This window comes from Nocardia niigatensis NBRC 100131 (genome assembly GCF_000308655.1).
Taxonomy (GTDB): domain Bacteria; phylum Actinomycetota; class Actinomycetes; order Mycobacteriales; family Mycobacteriaceae; genus Nocardia; species Nocardia niigatensis.
The window spans coordinates 37,144-53,412 of sequence record NZ_BAGC01000112.1; the positions used below are offsets into that span (position 1 = coordinate 37,144).

The following is a 16,269-nucleotide window of genomic DNA, read 5'->3' on the forward strand; positions in this document are numbered from 1 at the left end:
CGCACCGCGATGCGGGTGCGGGTCGAGGCCGCGCTCTACGAATTCCTCGGAGACAAGGCCGAATCCGCCGCCACCGCCGGACTGCCCGCTGAGGTCGTCGACACGGTCCGCTCGTTCCTGCTCGCGGGCGGCAAACGGATCCGGCCGCTGTTCTGCGTGCTCGGCTGGTACGCCGGCGGCGGTGGGGAACTGCCCGACTCGGTCGTCGGGGTGGCCGCCGCGGTCGAACTGTTTCACGCCGCCGTGCTCATCCACGACGACATCATCGACGACAGCACCACCCGCCGAGACCGGCCGACCGTGCACTGCGCGGTCGCCGAGAGCGCCCGCGGCGAACACCCCGACGCCGCCCGCTTCGGCGCCCACGCCGCCCTGCTCAGCGGCGACTTCGGGCTGGTGTGGTCGCAGGAGCTGCTACACACCGCCGGGCTGTCGGCGGCCCAGACCTCCGCTGCCGCACCGATTCTCGACGCCATGCGCACCGAGGTGAACTACGGCCAGTACCTCGACCTGCTCACCGCCGGCCGCCCCACCCGCGAGCTGGAACGGGCGCTCGAGATCATCCGGTACAAGACCGCCGCCTACACCGTGGAACGGCCACTGCAACTGGGTGCGGCCCTGGCCGGGGCCGGACCCGAAGTGCACGGGCGCTCGCGTCCTATGGGCGTCCGCTCGGCGAGGCGTTCCAGCTCCAGGACGACCTCTTCGGGGTCTACGGAGACCCGGCACACACCGGCAAATCCAATATCGAGGACCTCCGCGAGGGCAAGCACACCGTCCTGCTCGCGCTCGCCCTGCGCGAGGCGACCCCCGAACAGCGCGCCCGGCTCGACGCCCTGATCGGCGATCCCGGCCTGGGCGCCGAGGGTGTCGAACGCCGCCGCCAAATCCTCAGTGCCACAGCCCGTCCCGTGGTCGAACGGATGATCCGCGACCGCTGGCTGCTGGTCCAGCAGACCCTCGCGCACGCGCCGTTCCCGCCCGCCGCCGTGTCCGGGCTGCGCAGCATCGCCGACGCCGTCATCGCCCGCACCTCCTGACCGCTCCCCGGCGCTGCGCTCCCGAGTCGGCCCGGCGGTGTGGTTGACTCGCGGCAAGCGCCGGGCGGGCAACTGCCCGGACCCCGACCCGGGCGTCCGGAACGCATCCGCCCTCCCCGACGTTGCCTCAGGAACCGGGAGGGTGGAAAGTATGGCGCGCCTTGTGCATTCGGTAGTCCCCGCGATCGGGGCGGTGGGAGCGCTGGCGGTCGCCCTGGTGGTGCCGCCCCTGCTGTCCTCGGCGGTACCGGTCCGCGAGACCGAGGTGACGGCCGGAACCAGCATCAAGATCACCGCGACCGGCATCAGCGCCGTGCACGGCGGCGCGAACCCCGCCAACGCCCTCGTCTTCCAAGCGCCCGAACAGATGCGGCGGCGGGCCACCGGCGACGAATCCGTCGCGGTCCTGGTCGCCGGCGACCAGCGGCTGGCGGTCTCGGTCGTCGACGGCATCACCGACTTCGCCACCGCCGCCCCGCGCATGCTGCTCCCGCTACGTGCCGGCGGGGTCACCGTGCGCTTCGACGGGGGCATGGTGGACGTCGGCGATTTCCACGGGCTCACCTGCGTCCTGCCCGACACCACCGGCGGGGTGTGCGCGGTGGCCTCCAGCGGAGACGTGGGGGTGACCGTCATGGCCACCGGATCCACTCGCGAGGCCGGACGCCAGCTCATCACCGACGTGCTGAACTCGGGCAAGGCGGTCGAGGCATGAGCTGGTTCCAACCGCGCTCGCTGCTGTTCTGGGTGTACTGCGTGGCCGTGATGGCCGGGCCGCTGCTGTTCGTGCTGCAGGCTGCCGGACAGGTGTGGTTCGCGGGCTCGGCCGCCCTGGCCGCACTGCCCGTCACCGCCGTCACCTTGCTGGTCATCGCGCGAATCCTGTTCGCGCTGGATCCCTTCCGGGCCCGTCGGCACCTCGTCGCCCCCATGGTGATGGGCGCGATCTGGGGCGCCACCGTGTGGACGGGGCTGGCCATGTGGGCCAACGACCACCTCAGCCGCGCCATCACCAATCTGTTCGGCGACCGCTTCGCCATCAACTGGAGCGCCGCCATCACCGCGCCCATCGACGAGGAGTACATCAAGGCCATCGGCATCGCCGTGGTCGCCCTGCTCTTCCGGGCCCGGCTGACCCGGCCCATGCACGGCCTGCTGCTCGGCGCGTCCGTCGGACTGGGCGCGCAGATCGCCGAGAACTGCCTCTACAGCACCCAGACCGCGCTGTCCTCCCCGCAGGACCCCGCGGTGGACGTGATCCTGGTGGCGGTCCTGCGGCTGTTCACCGCCTTCACCTCGCACTGGGCCATGTCGGCGCTGGCCGGTGTCGGCATCGTGCTGCTGATCAGCCGCACCGACCGCTCGTGGGCCTGGCGGCTGGGCGTTTTCACGGTGTTCTACGCGCTGGCCTTCACTATGCACGTCCTCTTCGACGCCCCGCGCCCGCCCGGTCCCGCACTGCTGTCGACCTACCTGCCCATCCTCATCGATCTGGTCATCTTCGCCCTCGCCTACGCCTGGGTGCTGACCACCGAGCGGCGATGGTTCCGGGGACTGATCGCCGGACCGGCCGCCCGCGCCGTCGGCACCGAGGCCGGGCTGGCGCCGCTGCTCACCTATCGCCGCCGCCGCAAAGCGCGTGCCGCCCTGCGGTATTCGACCGGATGGTCGCGCAAGCAGGCCCTGGCCTACGAGCGCGGGCTGCTGGACCGGGTCACGGACCTGGATTCTGTTGCGCCCCAGCAAACTCCGCTGCCGCACGGCTTCGGGCCCGGACCGGGTGGAATTCCCGACGGCACGGGCGCTCATTACGGCTGGTAGCGCATTTTGTGCGTGCCGGTGACCAGTGCTTAGTCAACTGGACGCTAGCGTGAGTCAGTATGAGTGAGGGTCAGACGCCGCCCGTCGAGCCCGGCCGGCAGCGGGCGGGGGAACTGCTGGAACGCCGACAGCAAGCGCTGTGCAACTATCTCGGCGCGAGCGCCGATATCGCCGCCACCCGGATCCGCGCCAATCTGACCGGCTGGCAACGCTGGCTGCAACAGCTGCCGCACTCCCCGGTCTCCCGCGCCACCGCCCGGCGCGACGCCCTGGTCCGCGAGCTGTCCGTGCACGGCGTCGGCGCCGACGACCACCGCTGGGGCGTGCTGTCGGGCGCCTTCGTCCCCAACCTCGGCGTGCCGTTCTGCCTCGAGGACACCCTCGCCGACCTGACCGTGCGCTACGGCAGCGCGGCCCCGCACTGGATCCGCCGCCTGCGCACCCTTATCGGCGCCACCGAGGAGGCCCGGCCCATGGCCGCGGTCGGTGACCGGGCCGTGGTCGCCGACCTCACCGAGGAGGTGCTGGCCGTCGCCCGCGCCGCCCCCGACGAGGCCGCCCGGCAAAAGCTCGCCGATCACCTGCCCGGCGTGCTGAGACCGGTGCCCTTCGACATCGAATCCCTGCGCCGCTCCGACCCGCTGGTCGAGGTGGTCTTCGAGATCTACGCCGACACCATCAAGCTCGACAACATCACGGTGAATCCGGAACTGCGCGGCGCCGGCCTCGGCACCGCGGTCCTGCAGCACCTGTGCCGGGCCGCCGACGCCCACCATCTCTACATCGTCGGGCAGCTGGTGCCGACCTTCCGCGAGGACGACTCCGCGGTCCCGATCCTCGCCGCCTGGTGCCGCGATCACGGATTCGCGGTCAACGAGCGCCTGGGCGGCCGCATCGCCCGCTCACCGATGAGCGTCCCCGACCCGGCCACCCCGATGGCGAATCCGGAGGCCCGGTAACAGCCCCGGGATACCGGTGACTGCACCCGAAAACACAAGCGCCGCATGCCGATCGACGGCATGCGGCGCTTCTGGAACGACAGCTCAGGCGGGGATGCCCATGCCCGAGGCCAGCAGCGGCCACGAGTCGTGCAGGGCGGTCTCCCAGTACGGCCAGTAGTGGGTGCCCACAGGGTCGAACTGGTAGGTCGCCGGGATGTTGATCGAGTCCAGCTTGTCCTTCAGGTTGTGCGTGCAGGCGTTGACGCCGCCCTCGATGATCATGCCCAGCGCCAGGTTGATGTCACCCTGCGGGCCGGGCGCGGACTTGGTGTAGAACTCGACGTCCTTCATCAGCGGAATGCCGCTGCCGCTGGAGATGTAGAGCTGGGTGCCGCGCAGCTTCTCGGCGTTGATGACCGGGTCGTTGGCGGCCCACAGCGGGCTGCTGTCGGGACCGTACATGTTCTCGGTCTTGCCGCCCGCCCAGGTCTCCACGGCGAACTTCAGGAACTGCTTGCCCATCGGGTCGGCGATCTGCGCGCAGCCGCTGTAGGCCGCGACGGACTTCCACAGGCCGGGCTGGGCCTCGGCCAGCTGCAGCACCGAGGTGCCGGAGGTGGACAGACCGGCCAGGGCGTTGAGCCCGGTCGAACCGAGGGCGGCGTCGAGCAGCGGCGGCAGTTCCTGGGTGAAGAACGTCGTCCACTTGTTGCGGCCGAGCTGCGGGTCGTCCTTGATCCAGTCGGTGTAGTAGCTGCCGCGGCCGCCGATCGGCTGGATCACGTTGACCTGCTTGTCGGCCAGGAAGCCGAGCGCGTTGGTCTGGGCGTTCCAGCTGGCGGTGCCCAGACCGCCGTCGAGGCCGTTGAGCATGTACAGGTTCGGGGCGGCCTGCGACTCGTCGGCCGGACGCTGCACGTCGACCGGAATGTCCTGGCCCATGGCCGCGGAGTAGACCTTCAGATGCCAGGTCCGGCCATCCTTCTGGATGGAGCTGACGGCAGACGGCTTGTCCGGGTCGGCCGTGCCGGTGCCGGCGGCCAGGGCCACGGACAGCGCGGCGGTGAGCGCGACGGCGGCGGTCCGCAGTGCGGTCCTGTTACGTAGTACAGAGAGCTTCATCGAGCAGCTGATTCCAGTCCTCGGGCCACGCTAGGCCTCATCGTCGATCCGTGCCAGGGCTCCGGCCATTCCGGTTCCCCCGACACGCTATGTCTTGTGTCAAGGCAAAACTGTTACCTGACAAAACGTTTGCAGGGTAGCCCCAAATTGTCGGCCACGCTGTCGCGACAGCATAGGCCCAGCGTGCGACGATCGAACACATGACCAGCAAACCCGACGAGGAACAGCGGCTTCGCGATCTGCGGCGGCTGCGACGCGTGCGGGATCGCATCGACCGGGAGTACGCGCAGCCGCTGGATGTCGAGGCCCTCGCTCGCGACGCGCACATTTCGGCCGGGCACCTGAGCCGGCAGTTCCGGGCCGCCTACGGCGAATCGGTGTACGCCTACCTGATGACCCGGCGCATCGAGCGAGCCATGGCGTTGCTGCGGCGTGGGGACCTGAGCGTCACCGAGATCTGCTTCGCGGTCGGCTGCTCGTCGCTGGGCACCTTCAGCACCCGTTTCACCGAGCTGGTCGGGGTGCCGCCCAGCGTGTACAAGCAGCAGATGGCCGATGTCCCCGAGGGCATGCCCTCCTGTGTCGAGAAACAGGTGACACGACCGATCAGGAATCGAGAAGCTCAGGCAAGCGCCACGCAATTAGCCTGATCGACATGGATATCACCATTTCAGCGAGCTTCCTCCCACACAATGACGCCGATGCCGCGCTGGCCTTCTACCGCGACGCGCTCGGTTTCGAACTCCGCAAGGACGTCGGCTACAACGGGCTGCGCTGGCTCACGGTCGGGCCCGCCGATCAGCCGGGGACGTCCATCGTGCTGCACCCGCCGGCCGTGGATCCGGGCATCACCGAGGAGGAGCGCAAGCTCATCGTCGAGATGATGGCCAAGGGCACCTACGGCGCCATCCTGCTGGCGGCCGCGGACGTCGACGCCGCCTTCGAGAAGCTGCAGGCCGGCGACGCGGTCGAGATCGTCCAGGAGCCGACCGACCAGCCCTACGGCGTGCGCGACTTCGCCGTGCGCGACCCCGCTGGCAACCTGGTTCGTATCCAGCAGGCTTCCTGACCCGCTCTTCCGCCCTACCGGTACGCCCGTAAAGATGGAGACACGCATGGCCCCGAGCAAGTCCCCGCAGTCCGTCCTGCCCGCCGCCGACGCCCACGACCTCATCCGGGTCGTCGGCGCGCGGGTGAACAACCTCAAGGACGTCTCCGTCGATCTGCCCAAGCGCCGGCTCACGGTGTTCACGGGCGTTTCCGGTTCGGGCAAGAGCTCTCTGGTCTTCGACACCATCGCCGCCGAGTCGCAGCGGCTGATCAGCGAGACCTACAGCGCCTTCGTACAGGGCTTCATGCCGACGCTGGCACGTCCCGACGTGGACGTGCTGGAGGGCCTGACCACCGCGATCAGCGTGGATCAGCAGCGCATGGGCGGGGATCCGCGGTCCACCGTCGGCACCGCCACCGACGCCAATGCCATGCTGCGCATCCTGTTCAGCCGCCTCGGGAAGCCGCATATCGGTTCGTCGCAGGCGTTCTCGTTCAACGTCGCCTCCATCAGCGGTGCGGGCGCGGTCACCGTGGAGAAGGGCGGCAAGCAGGTCAAGGAGCGGCGCAGCTTCTCGGTCACCGGCGGCATGTGCCCACGCTGTGAGGGCCGGGGCGCGGTCAACGACATCGATCTGACCCAGCTCTACGACGACAGCAAGTCGCTCAACGAGGGCCCGTTCACCATTCCGGGCTACAGCATGGACGGCTGGTACGGGCGGATCTTCATCGGCAGCGGCTATTTCGACCCGGACAAGCCGATCAAGAAGTACAACAAGCGCGAGCTGGCCGACCTGCTCTACAAGGAGCCGACCAAGATCAAGGTCGAGGGTATCAACCTGACCTACGAGGGGCTGATCCCCAAGATCCGGAAGTCCATGCTGTCCAAGGACATCGACTCGCTGCAGCCGCACGTGCGCGCATTCGTCGAGCGGGCGGTCACCTTCCAGACCTGCCCCGAGTGTGACGGCACCCGGCTCAGCGAGCTGGCCCGCTCCTCGAAGATCGAGAAGATCAGCATCGCCGACGCCTGCGCCATGCAGATCAGCGATCTGGCCGACTGGGTGCGCGGGCTGCGGGAGCCGTCGGTCGCGCCGCTGCTGGAATCGCTGCAGCAGGTGCTGGATTCGTTCGTGGAGATCGGGCTCGGCTATCTGAGCCTGGACCGCGCCTCGGGCACGCTGTCGGGCGGTGAAGCCCAGCGCGTCAAGATGATCCGGCATCTCGGCTCGGCCCTCACCGATGTCACCTATGTCTTCGACGAGCCCACAGTCGGGCTGCACCCGCACGACATCCAGCGCATGAACGATCTGCTGCTGCGGTTGCGGGACAAGGGAAATACCGTGCTGGTGGTCGAGCACAAGCCGGAGACCATCGCCATCGCCGACCACATCGTCGACATCGGTCCCGCCGCGGGGTCCGGCGGCGGCGAGATCTGCTTCGAGGGCACCGTGGACGGGCTGCGCGGCAGCGGCACCATCACCGGCCGCCACTTCGACGACCGGGCCGCGCTCAAGGACTCGGTGCGGAAGTCGAAGGCGGCGTTGGAGATCCGCGGCGCGACGGCCAACAACCTGCAGAAGGTGGATGTCGACATCCCGCTCGGCGTGCTGGTGGTCATCACCGGTGTCGCGGGATCGGGCAAGAGTTCGCTGGTGCACGGGTCGATTCCGGCCGGTGAGGGCGTGGTGTCCATCGACCAGGGCGCGATCAAGGGTTCGCGGCGCAGCAACCCGGCCACCTACACCGGTCTGCTGGAGCCGATCCGCAAGGCCTTCGCCAGGGCCAATGGCGTGAAACCCGCACTGTTCAGCGCGAATTCGGAGGGCGCGTGCCCGACCTGCAACGGCGCGGGCGTGATCTACACCGACCTGGCCATGATGGCCGGGGTCGCCACCGTGTGCGAGGAGTGCGAGGGCAAGCGCTTCCAGGCGGCGGTGCTGGAATACCAGCTGGGCGGGCGCGATATCAGCGAGGTGCTGGCCATGCCGATCAGCGAGGCCCTCGGCTTCTTCGCGGACGGTGATGCGAAAATCCCTGCCGCGCACAAGATCCTGCAGCACCTCGACGATGTCGGCCTCGGCTACCTCAGCCTGGGACAGCCGCTGACCACGCTGTCCGGCGGTGAGCGGCAGCGGCTGAAGCTGGCCACCCACATGGGGGAGAAGGGCGGCGTGTACGTCCTCGACGAGCCCACCACCGGTCTGCACCTGGCCGATGTGGAGAACCTGCTCGGATTGCTCGACCGACTGGTGGATTCCGGCAAGTCGGTCATCGTCATCGAGCATCACCAGGCCGTGATGGCACACGCGGACTGGATCGTCGACCTGGGCCCGGGCGCGGGGCACGACGGCGGCCGCATCGTCTTCGAGGGCACCCCCGCCGACCTGGTGGCCGCCCGCGCGACCCTGACCGGTCAGCACCTGGCCGCGTACGTCGGCGCCTGACCCGGCCGCCGCGCACCCCTGCCGGAACTCGCGGGAATGCCCGAACCCGCCGGGAATATCGGCAGCCGTCGGCGGTTGATCTCGGCTGCGACGGAAGGGAGTGATTGCGGTGAACGGGTTTTCGGCCGACAGGCTGAAGAAGGTGAGCGAGGTGCTCGACGGGTACGTCGAGCGGGGCGAGGTGGCCGGCGCGGTCGCCGCGATCTATCGGCACGGCGAACTGGTGCAGGTGGACACGGTCGGCTGGCAGGATCGGGCCGCGGGGCTGCCGATGCGGCGCGACACCCTCTTCCGCATCGCCTCCATGACCAAGCCGATCACCGCGGTGGCGGCACTGACCCTGGTCGACGAGGGCCGCATCGCGCTGTCGGATCCGGTGGACGCCTGGCTGCCGGAACTGGCCGGCCGCACCGTCATGCGCGACCCGGACGGCTCGCCCGAGGATGTGGTGCCCGCCGAACGCCCGATCACGGTGGAGGATCTGCTCACCTACCGGCTGGGCCTGGGCTGGGGCCGCTCGAGCCTGGCGCCGCAATTGTTCGCGCTCACCGCCGATCCCATCGCGCGCGCCATCGGTGTCGCGAACGCCGAACAGCTCGCGCCGGACGAGTGGCTGCGGCGGGTGGGCGAGCTGCCGCTCATCGCGCAGCCGGGCACGGTGTGGCGCTATCACACCGCCTCCGACATCCTGGGCATCCTGATCAGCCGGGTGACCGGGCAGTCGCTGGAAACCGTACTGCGCGAACGGGTCCTGGCACCGCTGGGCATGGTGGACACCGGATTCACGGTGCCCGAATCGAAGCGGGACCGCCTGAGCGTGCTGTACGGCCCCGACCGGGCCGAACTCGACCGGCCCGCCACTACCGGATGGGGTGAACCGCCGCTGTTCCCGTCCGGCGGCGCGGGCCTGGTGTCCACTGTCGACGATTACGCGCGTTTCGCCCGCATGCTGCTCAATGGCGGTGAGCTGGACGGGGTCCGGATCCTGTCGGCCGAAACCGTTGCCGCGCTGGGTAGCGACCACCTCACCCCCGAACAGCACGCGGCCGCGCCCTTCAATCCGCCTCTGGGCCAGGCCATCTGGACCGACCAGGGCTTCGGCTACGGCGTGAAGATGCAGACCGAACCCGGCAGCGGCATCCCCAGCGTCGGCACCCTGTCCTGGCCGGGCGGCCTGGGCACCGCCTGGTACGCGGACCCCGAAAAGGATCTGGTGGCACTGCTTTTCGTGCAGTCCGCCAATATCATCATCGCCGCCGAGTGGCGCAGCCCGCTCGGCGACGACTTCCTGACCGGGGTCTACGGAGCCCTGGAGTCGTGACGAGCTGACGGCGGGCTAGTACACCGTCCCCATCGCCGAGCGCACCTCGTCCAGGGTGCGTTCGGCGATCTCATCGGCCCGCCGATTGCCCTCGCGCACAATGCCGCTCGCGAAATCCGGGTCGGTCGCCAGCTCCGCGCGCCGGACCCGGTGGCCCGCGAAGAAGTCGTTCACCGCGTCGGTCGCCAGCTTCTTCAAGGCCGCGCCGCCCCCGTCGCCGAGTTTGTCCGCGAGGGTCTGCTCATCGGTGCCCAGGCACAGCGCGGCCGTGGTGAGCAGCGCGGAGACCCCGGGCCGGGTATCCGGGTCGAAGGTGATACGCCGGTCGGAATCGGTGGCGGTGCGGCGGATGAGCGCCGCGGTCTCGTCCGCGGTCATGGACAGCGAGATGGCGTTGCCGTAGCTCTTGGACATCTTGCGCCCGTCCAGCCCCGGGATCTCCGGAGTCGAGGTGAGCAGCGCCTGCGGTTCCGGGAACACCCGGCCGTAGCGCTCGTTGAACCGCCGCGCGATGACCCGCGTGACCTCCAGATGCGGCAACTGATCCTTGCCCACCGGCACCAGATTGCCCTTGCAGAACAGGATGTCGGCGGCCTGATGCACCGGATAGGTGAGCAGCAGCCCGCTCAGCGCCCGCTCCGAGGCGGCCAGTTCCGCCTTCACCGTCGGATTGCGGTGCAGCTCCGACTCGGTGACCAGACTCAGGAACGGCAGCATGAGCTGATTGAGGGCGGGCACCGCGGAATGGGTGAACACCGTCGCCCGGCTCAGATCGATCCCGGCGGCGGCGTAGTCCAGCACCGCGCTGTAAACGTTCTCGCGAACCTGCCCGAGGCTGTCGCGGTCGGTGACGACCTGGTAGTCGGCCAGGATCACCCACAGGTCCACGCCCAGTTCCTGCAATCGCACCCGTTCCCGGATGGTGCCGAAGTAGTGGCCCAGATGCAGTCTGCCCGTGGGTCGTTCACCGGTGAGGACGCGAAAGCGGTCGGGGTGGGCGGTTACGTCGGCGGCGAGTTCGTCGCTGCGCTCGCGGGAGGCGGCGAAGGAATCCGAGAGGGTAGTCACCGTACAACTCCTGAAAGTTCAAGGAGGGCTGCACGAGCTGGGTGTTCCGGTCGGGAATCACGGGCCGCGTACAGCCCGTGGACATGGATCATCGGGCTGCTAGTGCAGCCAGCGCCATGCCTGCCGGGTGTGAATCACTTGTCCACCATAGCAAGTCACCACGACATCGCGGGTCACGGGTGCGCCGACACCACGCGCGGCATGGGCGCGACCGAGCCCGGGCAGGGCGCCGGGCACAGGTGCCCGGCCAGCGCGGTGTGCGGATTGCGGTGGCGCAGTGAGCCGGCCAGGGCGACCGCCTCCATCGCGATCACGATCAGGCCGTAGCCGTAGGTGGTCGCGGCCAGGCCGACGCGCTGCACGCACAGACCCGCGATGACCGCCGGCACACTGAGCGAGAGGTAGGAGACCACATAGATGGCCGTCACCACCTCCGCCCGGGTCTCGGCCGGGGACAGTCCGGTCAGCATGCGCAGCGCGCCCGAGAACGAGGGCCCGAACCCGATCCCCGCCACCACACTGGCCGCGAAGAACAGCCACACCGACTCCGTCGCCGCACCCAGCAGCGCCAGCGACACTCCCGACATGAGCAGGATCGGCCCGCGCAGCAGCGCCTGATCGATGGTCCAATCCCGGGCCAGCAGCGCGGTCACCGCCGAAGTGCCCTGCAACGCGACCACCACCAGGCCACCGGCCAGCGGTGTGGAGACGTGAAAGTGGACCTTCATGAGCGCGCCACCGAGGGCCAGATAGAGCCCGCCCAGCGCCCAGGTGGCCGCGATCGACGGCACCAGGGTCAGAAAGGCCACCCGGACCTCCTGCGGCACCGACACTTTGGGTTTCAGTGACGCCAAACCCCGCCCGTCGGGCGTGACCGTCTCCGGAATCAGCAACACGCCGATCACGATGACGGTGAACGCCACGGCCAGCAGCCAGTACACGAGCCGAGTCGGCGCGGGCGCGTAGGCCACCAGCAGTCCCGAACTGATCGCGCCGACGGCCAGTCCGCCGCCCGCCGCCACATTCGTCATGAGCGCCCCCAGCCGCGACTCGGCGGGCCGCAGATCGATGAGTGCCGCCGTGATCGCGCCGGTGGCCAACCCGGTCGCGATGCCCTGCACGATGCGGGCGGTGAAAAGCCAAGCCACCGACTGCGCTTCCGCGAAGGCCAGCGTCCCGGCCAGCTCCACCAGCACCGCCGCGATGAGCACCGGCCGTCGCCCGATGTGGTCGGACAGCGAGCCCGCGAACAGCAGGGTCACCAGCAGCGCGATGGCGTTGGCGGCGTACACGCCCGTCGACACCAGTGACGAGTAGTGCCACATCTGCTGATACACCGGATACATCGGCGACGGGGCCGCCGACGCGAACAGCAACAGCCCCAGCGCGATCGACAGCAGCCAGAACGCCGAGGTGTTCGACATGCGGTAGCGCACAGGGGTTTCGACGCGCACCGCGTCGGCGGGAAGGTTCTGCATGGTTCCTCGGACAGGTCGTCGGATACTGCCGTTCGAGTGTGGCCCATCGGTACACGGAGTTCGACCGGTCATGCTGACCGATCCCGCTGGCAGTCCGCTGGCAAGCCGATTCCAGAGCGCTGCCAGGGGACGCGGCGACGGCGGCGGTGTTCGCACCCCGGCTGTGGTGGGCGTCGCGGCCCCGCTGGGCGCGGGGCTCGTGGTGGCGATGACCCTGATCACCGATCTGGCCATCGGCGCGGTCGACCCGGAGCGACCGATCCGGGCTACCGCTGGCCTGCCCTCGATTCCCGGTGCATCCTGGAGTTCGAGGTGCGCCGCGGAGCTCTTGACTTTCCCCGCGCGGCCCCTCATGGTGGAAAAGTTAGCGAAGCTAATTGATGGGGAGAAATCTCGACGTCCGAACAGGTTTCGCGGCGTCGTGATCGCCGGAGACCAGGGAGGCCATTGATGGTCGAGGACGCCGCTCGGACGGAGCTTACTCAGCGTTTGGCGGATCGGCTCGCGCATGCCGAGGTCGCGAAGCGATTCGAGGAGCTGATGGCAGACGATCAGGTGCGGGCACTGGTCCCGCTACCCGAGGTCGCGGCGGCGGCCCAGCAGTGCGGGCAGGGTCTGGCCGGAGTGGCGGCGATCCTCATGGATGGCTACGCCGACCGCCCCGCCATCGCCGACCGGGCCACCGAGATCGTCACCGACGCCGACGGACGGCGCACCCGGCGGCTGCTGCCCGCCTACCGCACCACGACCTACGGCGAACTGTGGGCGCGTTCCGGGGCCATCGCGGCCGCCTGGTACTCGGACCCGAGCCATCCCCTGCGTGCCGGAGACTTCCTGTGCAGCCTCGGCTTCGCCAGCGGTGACTACACCGCCGTCGAGCTGGCCGGCATCCGGCTGGGCCTGGTGAGCGTGCCGCTGCAATCGAGTTCACCTGCCGCGCAATGGCATTCGATCATCACCGAGACCGGAGCGCGGGTCCTCGCGGTGAGCCTGGAACTGCTCACTCCCGCCCTGGAATGCGTTCTCGACGGCACGCCGGTGGAATCGATCGTGGTCTTCGACTTCGAACCCGCCGATGACCACCACGCCGAGATCTACGCCGCCGCGCAGCGCCGCATCGCGGAATCGGGGGCCGCGATCGGCCTGGAATCGCTTGCCGCCGTGGCGGACCGGGGCCGCGACCTGCCCGCCGTATCACTCCACGTTCCCGCCGACCCGGACGAGCTCGCCCTGCTCATCTACACCTCCGGCAGCACCGGGACACCCAAGGGCGCGATGTACCCACAACGCCTGGTGACCGGAATGTGGCTGGGGCCTACGGTGATTCCCGCCCCGGTGCTCAACTTCTGCTACATGCCCATGAGCCACGTCGCCGGCCGGATGGTGCTGACCGGCACCTTCGCCCGCGGCGGCACCGCGTATTTCGCCGCGGCCAGCGACATGTCGACCCTGTTCGAGGATTTCGGCCTGGCCCGGCCCACCGAGGCGTTCTTCGTGCCGCGCGTGTGCGACATGGTGTTCCAGCGCTATCAGAGCGACGTCCAGCGCCGCATCGCCGCGGGAGACGCCGCCGAACAGGCCGACAAGGCCGCGAAAGCCGCACTGCGGCAGGACTTCCTGGGCGGCCGCCTGGCCCGCGTGATGGTCGGCAGCGCGCCCATCTCCGCAGACATGAAGGAATTCATGAACTCGGTGCTGGGCCAGCCGATGATCGACGGCTACGGCTCCACCGAGGCGGGCGGCGGCCTGCTCATCGACAACGAGGTCCGCCGGCCACCGGTCATCGACTACAAGCTGGCCGATGTGCCCGAGCTCGGCTACTTCTCGACCGACAAGCCGTATCCGCGCGGCGAGTTCCTGGTGAAGTCGATGCAGCAGATCCCGGGCTACTTCAAACGCCCCGAGGTGACCGCCGAGATCTTCGACGAGGACGGCTACTACCGCACCGGCGACATTGTCGCCGAGGTGCGGCCCGACCACCTCGTCTACGTCGACCGCCGCAACAATGTGCTCAAGCTGTCACAGGGCGAGTTCGTGGCCGTGGCCAAGCTCGAGGCCGTCTACGCGACCAGTCCGCTCATCGCCCAGATCTTCGTGCACGGCTCCAGCGAGCGCGCTCACCTGCTGGCCGTCATCGTGCCCTCGCCGGCGGCCCGTGCGCTCGAGCCCGCCGAGATGACCGCGGCCATCACCGAATCCATGCAGCAGATCGCCAAGGACGCCGAACTGGAGTCCTACGAGATTCCGCGCGAGTTCCTGCTCGAGACCGAACCTTTCACCCTGGACAACGGCCTGCTGTCCGGTATCGGAAAGCTGTTGCGGCCCAAGCTCCGCGAACGCTACGGCGCACAACTCGAGGAGCTGTACCGTGCGCAGGCGCGGCAGCAGGAGGACGAACTGCTCGCGCTGCGCCGCGAGGCCGGCGACCGGCCGGTCATCGAGACGGTGTGCCGGGGCGCCCGCGCCATCCTCGGCGGCGAGGCGCCGCAGCCCGACGCGCACTTCACCGACCTGGGCGGGGATTCCCTGTCGGCACTGTCGTTCTCGACCCTGTTGCGCGAGATCTTCGCCGTCGAGGTTCCGGTCGGCGTGATCGTGAGCCCCGCCAACGACCTCGCCCGGCTGGCCGCCCACATCGAGTTCGAGCGCACCGGGGACGGCACCCGACCCACCGCGTCGACCGTGCACGGCGGCACCGAGATCCGGGCCGACGAGCTCACCCTCGACAAGTTCATCGATGCCGCGACCCTGGCGACCGCACCCGGCCTGCCGCTCGCGCCGCACCCGCCGCGGACCGTGCTGCTGACCGGAGCCAACGGCTATCTGGGCCGGTTCCTGTGCCTGGAATGGCTGGAGCGCCTGGAGGAATCGGACGGCACACTGGTCTGCGTCGTTCGCGGCCACGACGCCGCGGCCGCGCGCCGCCGGCTGGACGAGGTCTTCGACAGCGGTGATCCCGCACTGCTCCGGCGCTACCGGGAGCTGGCCGAGCGCCGGCTGCGGGTACTGGCCGGTGATATCGGCGCGCCGCATTTCGGCCTGGACGAGGAGGTCTGGCGGGAGCTCGCCGCCACCGTCGATCTCATCGTGCACCCCGCCGCGCTGGTCAATCACGTGCTGCCCTACGACCAGTTGTTCGGTCCCAATGTGGTGGGCACGGCCGAGGTGATCCGGCTGGCGCTCACCACGATTCGCAAGCCGGTCACCTATCTGTCCACGGTCGCCGTCGCCGCCCAGGTGGAGCCGGCCGTCTTCACCGAGGACGGCGACATCCGCGCGATCAGCGCCGTGCGCGCCGTCGACGACAGCTACGCCAACGGCTACGGCAACAGCAAATGGGCCGGTGAAGTGCTGCTGCGCGAGGCGCATGATCTGTGCGAGCTGCCGGTCGCGGTCTTCCGCTCCGACATGATCCTGGCGCACAGCGTGTTCGCCGGGCAGTTCAACCTGCCCGACATGTTCACCCGGCTGCTGCTCAGCGTGCTCGCCACCGGCCTGGCTCCGAAGTCTTTCTACGCCTTGGATTCTCAAGGCGGCCGGCGACGGGCCCACTACGACGGCCTGCCCGCGGACTTCACCGCCGCCGCGATCACCACCCTCGGCGCCCGGGTCACCGCCGGTTTCGCGACCTACGATGTCCTCAACCCCCACGACGACGGCATCTCCCTCGACGAATTCGTGGACTGGCTCATCGAGTCCGGCCATCCCATCGACCGCATCGAGTCCTACCCGGACTGGATCGCCCGCTTCGAGACCGCCCTGCGCGCCCTCCCGGAGCACCAGCGCACCCACTCGGTACTGCCACTGCTGCACGCCTACCGCCGCCCGGGCCTGCCCCTCCCCGGCGCGGCGCTGCCGGCCAAGCGTTTCCAGGAGGCCGTCCAGCAGGCGAAGATCGGCCCGAACGGTGACATTCCGCATCTGACAAGGGAACTCATCGACAAGTACGTGACCGACCTGAGGCTGCGCGGCCTGCTGTAG

13 protein-coding genes and 1 pseudogene are annotated in these 16,269 nt (G+C 69.3%); 11 read left to right on the forward strand and 3 right to left on the reverse strand.

Annotated features, from left to right (window positions below; genetic code table 11):
• Positions 1 to 9 precede the first annotated feature (9 nt).
• The 5 genes and pseudogenes from ON33_RS34860 to ON33_RS34875 all read left to right on the forward strand — a co-directional run.
• Positions 10 to 788, forward strand: a pseudogene (locus ON33_RS34860) (polyprenyl synthetase family protein); the annotation flags it as partial.
• Between the two features lie 123 nt (positions 789 to 911).
• Positions 912 to 1,040, forward strand: coding sequence for a hypothetical protein (locus ON33_RS44185; protein WP_281033270.1), 129 nt, complete (start codon positions 912 to 914; stop codon positions 1,038 to 1,040).
• A 151-nt stretch (positions 1,041 to 1,191) separates the two neighbouring features.
• Positions 1,192 to 1,755 carry a hypothetical protein gene (locus ON33_RS34865; protein WP_157184904.1) on the forward strand — a complete coding sequence of 188 codons (564 nt, stop codon included), beginning with the start codon at positions 1,192 to 1,194 and terminating at the stop codon, positions 1,753 to 1,755.
• Entirely contained in the window at positions 1,752 to 2,861 is a 1,110-nt protein-coding gene (locus ON33_RS38870; protein ID WP_051153345.1) for a PrsW family intramembrane metalloprotease, read from the forward strand. Before ON33_RS34865 ends, ON33_RS38870 begins: the two co-directional genes overlap by 4 nt.
• Before the next feature lie 59 nt (positions 2,862 to 2,920).
• Positions 2,921 to 3,820, forward strand: a complete 900-nt coding sequence (locus ON33_RS34875) for a GNAT family N-acetyltransferase (protein WP_040863426.1) — start codon at positions 2,921 to 2,923, stop codon at positions 3,818 to 3,820.
• Positions 3,821 to 3,904: 84 nt separating this feature from the next.
• Here ON33_RS34875 and ON33_RS34880 read toward each other — a convergent pair whose 3' ends face one another.
• Positions 3,905 to 4,924, reverse strand: coding sequence for an alpha/beta hydrolase (locus tag ON33_RS34880; protein ID WP_040863427.1), 1,020 nt, complete (start codon positions 4,922 to 4,924; stop codon positions 3,905 to 3,907).
• Between the two features lie 200 nt (positions 4,925 to 5,124).
• Here ON33_RS34880 and ON33_RS34885 point away from each other — a divergent pair, with 200 nt between their 5' ends.
• The 4 genes from ON33_RS34885 (at position 5,125) to ON33_RS34900 (ending at position 9,742) form a co-directional block, all read left to right on the forward strand.
• Positions 5,125 to 5,574, forward strand: coding sequence for a helix-turn-helix transcriptional regulator (locus ON33_RS34885; RefSeq protein WP_040863428.1), 450 nt, complete (start codon positions 5,125 to 5,127; stop codon positions 5,572 to 5,574).
• Between the two features lie 5 nt (positions 5,575 to 5,579).
• Complete coding sequence (locus ON33_RS34890) at positions 5,580 to 5,993, forward strand: VOC family protein (RefSeq protein ID WP_040863429.1); 414 nt, start codon at positions 5,580 to 5,582, stop codon at positions 5,991 to 5,993.
• Positions 5,994 to 6,039: 46 nt separating this feature from the next.
• Positions 6,040 to 8,421: an ATP-binding cassette domain-containing protein gene (locus ON33_RS34895; RefSeq protein ID WP_040863430.1), complete on the forward strand. Its 2,382-nt coding sequence runs from the start codon at positions 6,040 to 6,042 to the stop codon at positions 8,419 to 8,421.
• A gap of 109 nt (positions 8,422 to 8,530) precedes the next feature.
• A complete protein-coding gene (locus tag ON33_RS34900) occupies positions 8,531 to 9,742 on the forward strand; it encodes a serine hydrolase domain-containing protein (protein WP_157184905.1) in 1,212 nt (403 codons plus the stop codon).
• A gap of 15 nt (positions 9,743 to 9,757) precedes the next feature.
• On the opposite strand, the gene trpS is transcribed toward ON33_RS34900, so the two are convergent.
• Together trpS and ON33_RS34910 are read right to left on the reverse strand one after the other, a co-directional pair.
• Positions 9,758 to 10,810: a tryptophan--tRNA ligase gene (trpS, locus tag ON33_RS34905; RefSeq protein ID WP_040863431.1), complete on the reverse strand. Its 1,053-nt coding sequence runs from the start codon at positions 10,808 to 10,810 to the stop codon at positions 9,758 to 9,760.
• A gap of 173 nt (positions 10,811 to 10,983) precedes the next feature.
• Positions 10,984 to 12,288 (reverse strand): MFS transporter, encoded by a 1,305-nt coding sequence (locus ON33_RS34910; protein ID WP_051153347.1) that lies wholly within the window; start codon positions 12,286 to 12,288, stop codon positions 10,984 to 10,986.
• Positions 12,289 to 12,358: 70 nt separating this feature from the next.
• Between ON33_RS34910 and ON33_RS42080 the strand changes: the two genes are divergently transcribed.
• Together ON33_RS42080 and car are read left to right on the forward strand one after the other, a co-directional pair.
• Positions 12,359 to 12,739, forward strand: a complete 381-nt coding sequence (locus ON33_RS42080; RefSeq protein ID WP_040863432.1) for a hypothetical protein — start codon at positions 12,359 to 12,361, stop codon at positions 12,737 to 12,739.
• A complete protein-coding gene (gene car, locus ON33_RS34920; RefSeq protein WP_083869537.1) occupies positions 12,739 to 16,269 on the forward strand; it encodes a carboxylic acid reductase in 3,531 nt (1,176 codons plus the stop codon). Before ON33_RS42080 ends, car begins: the two co-directional genes overlap by 1 nt.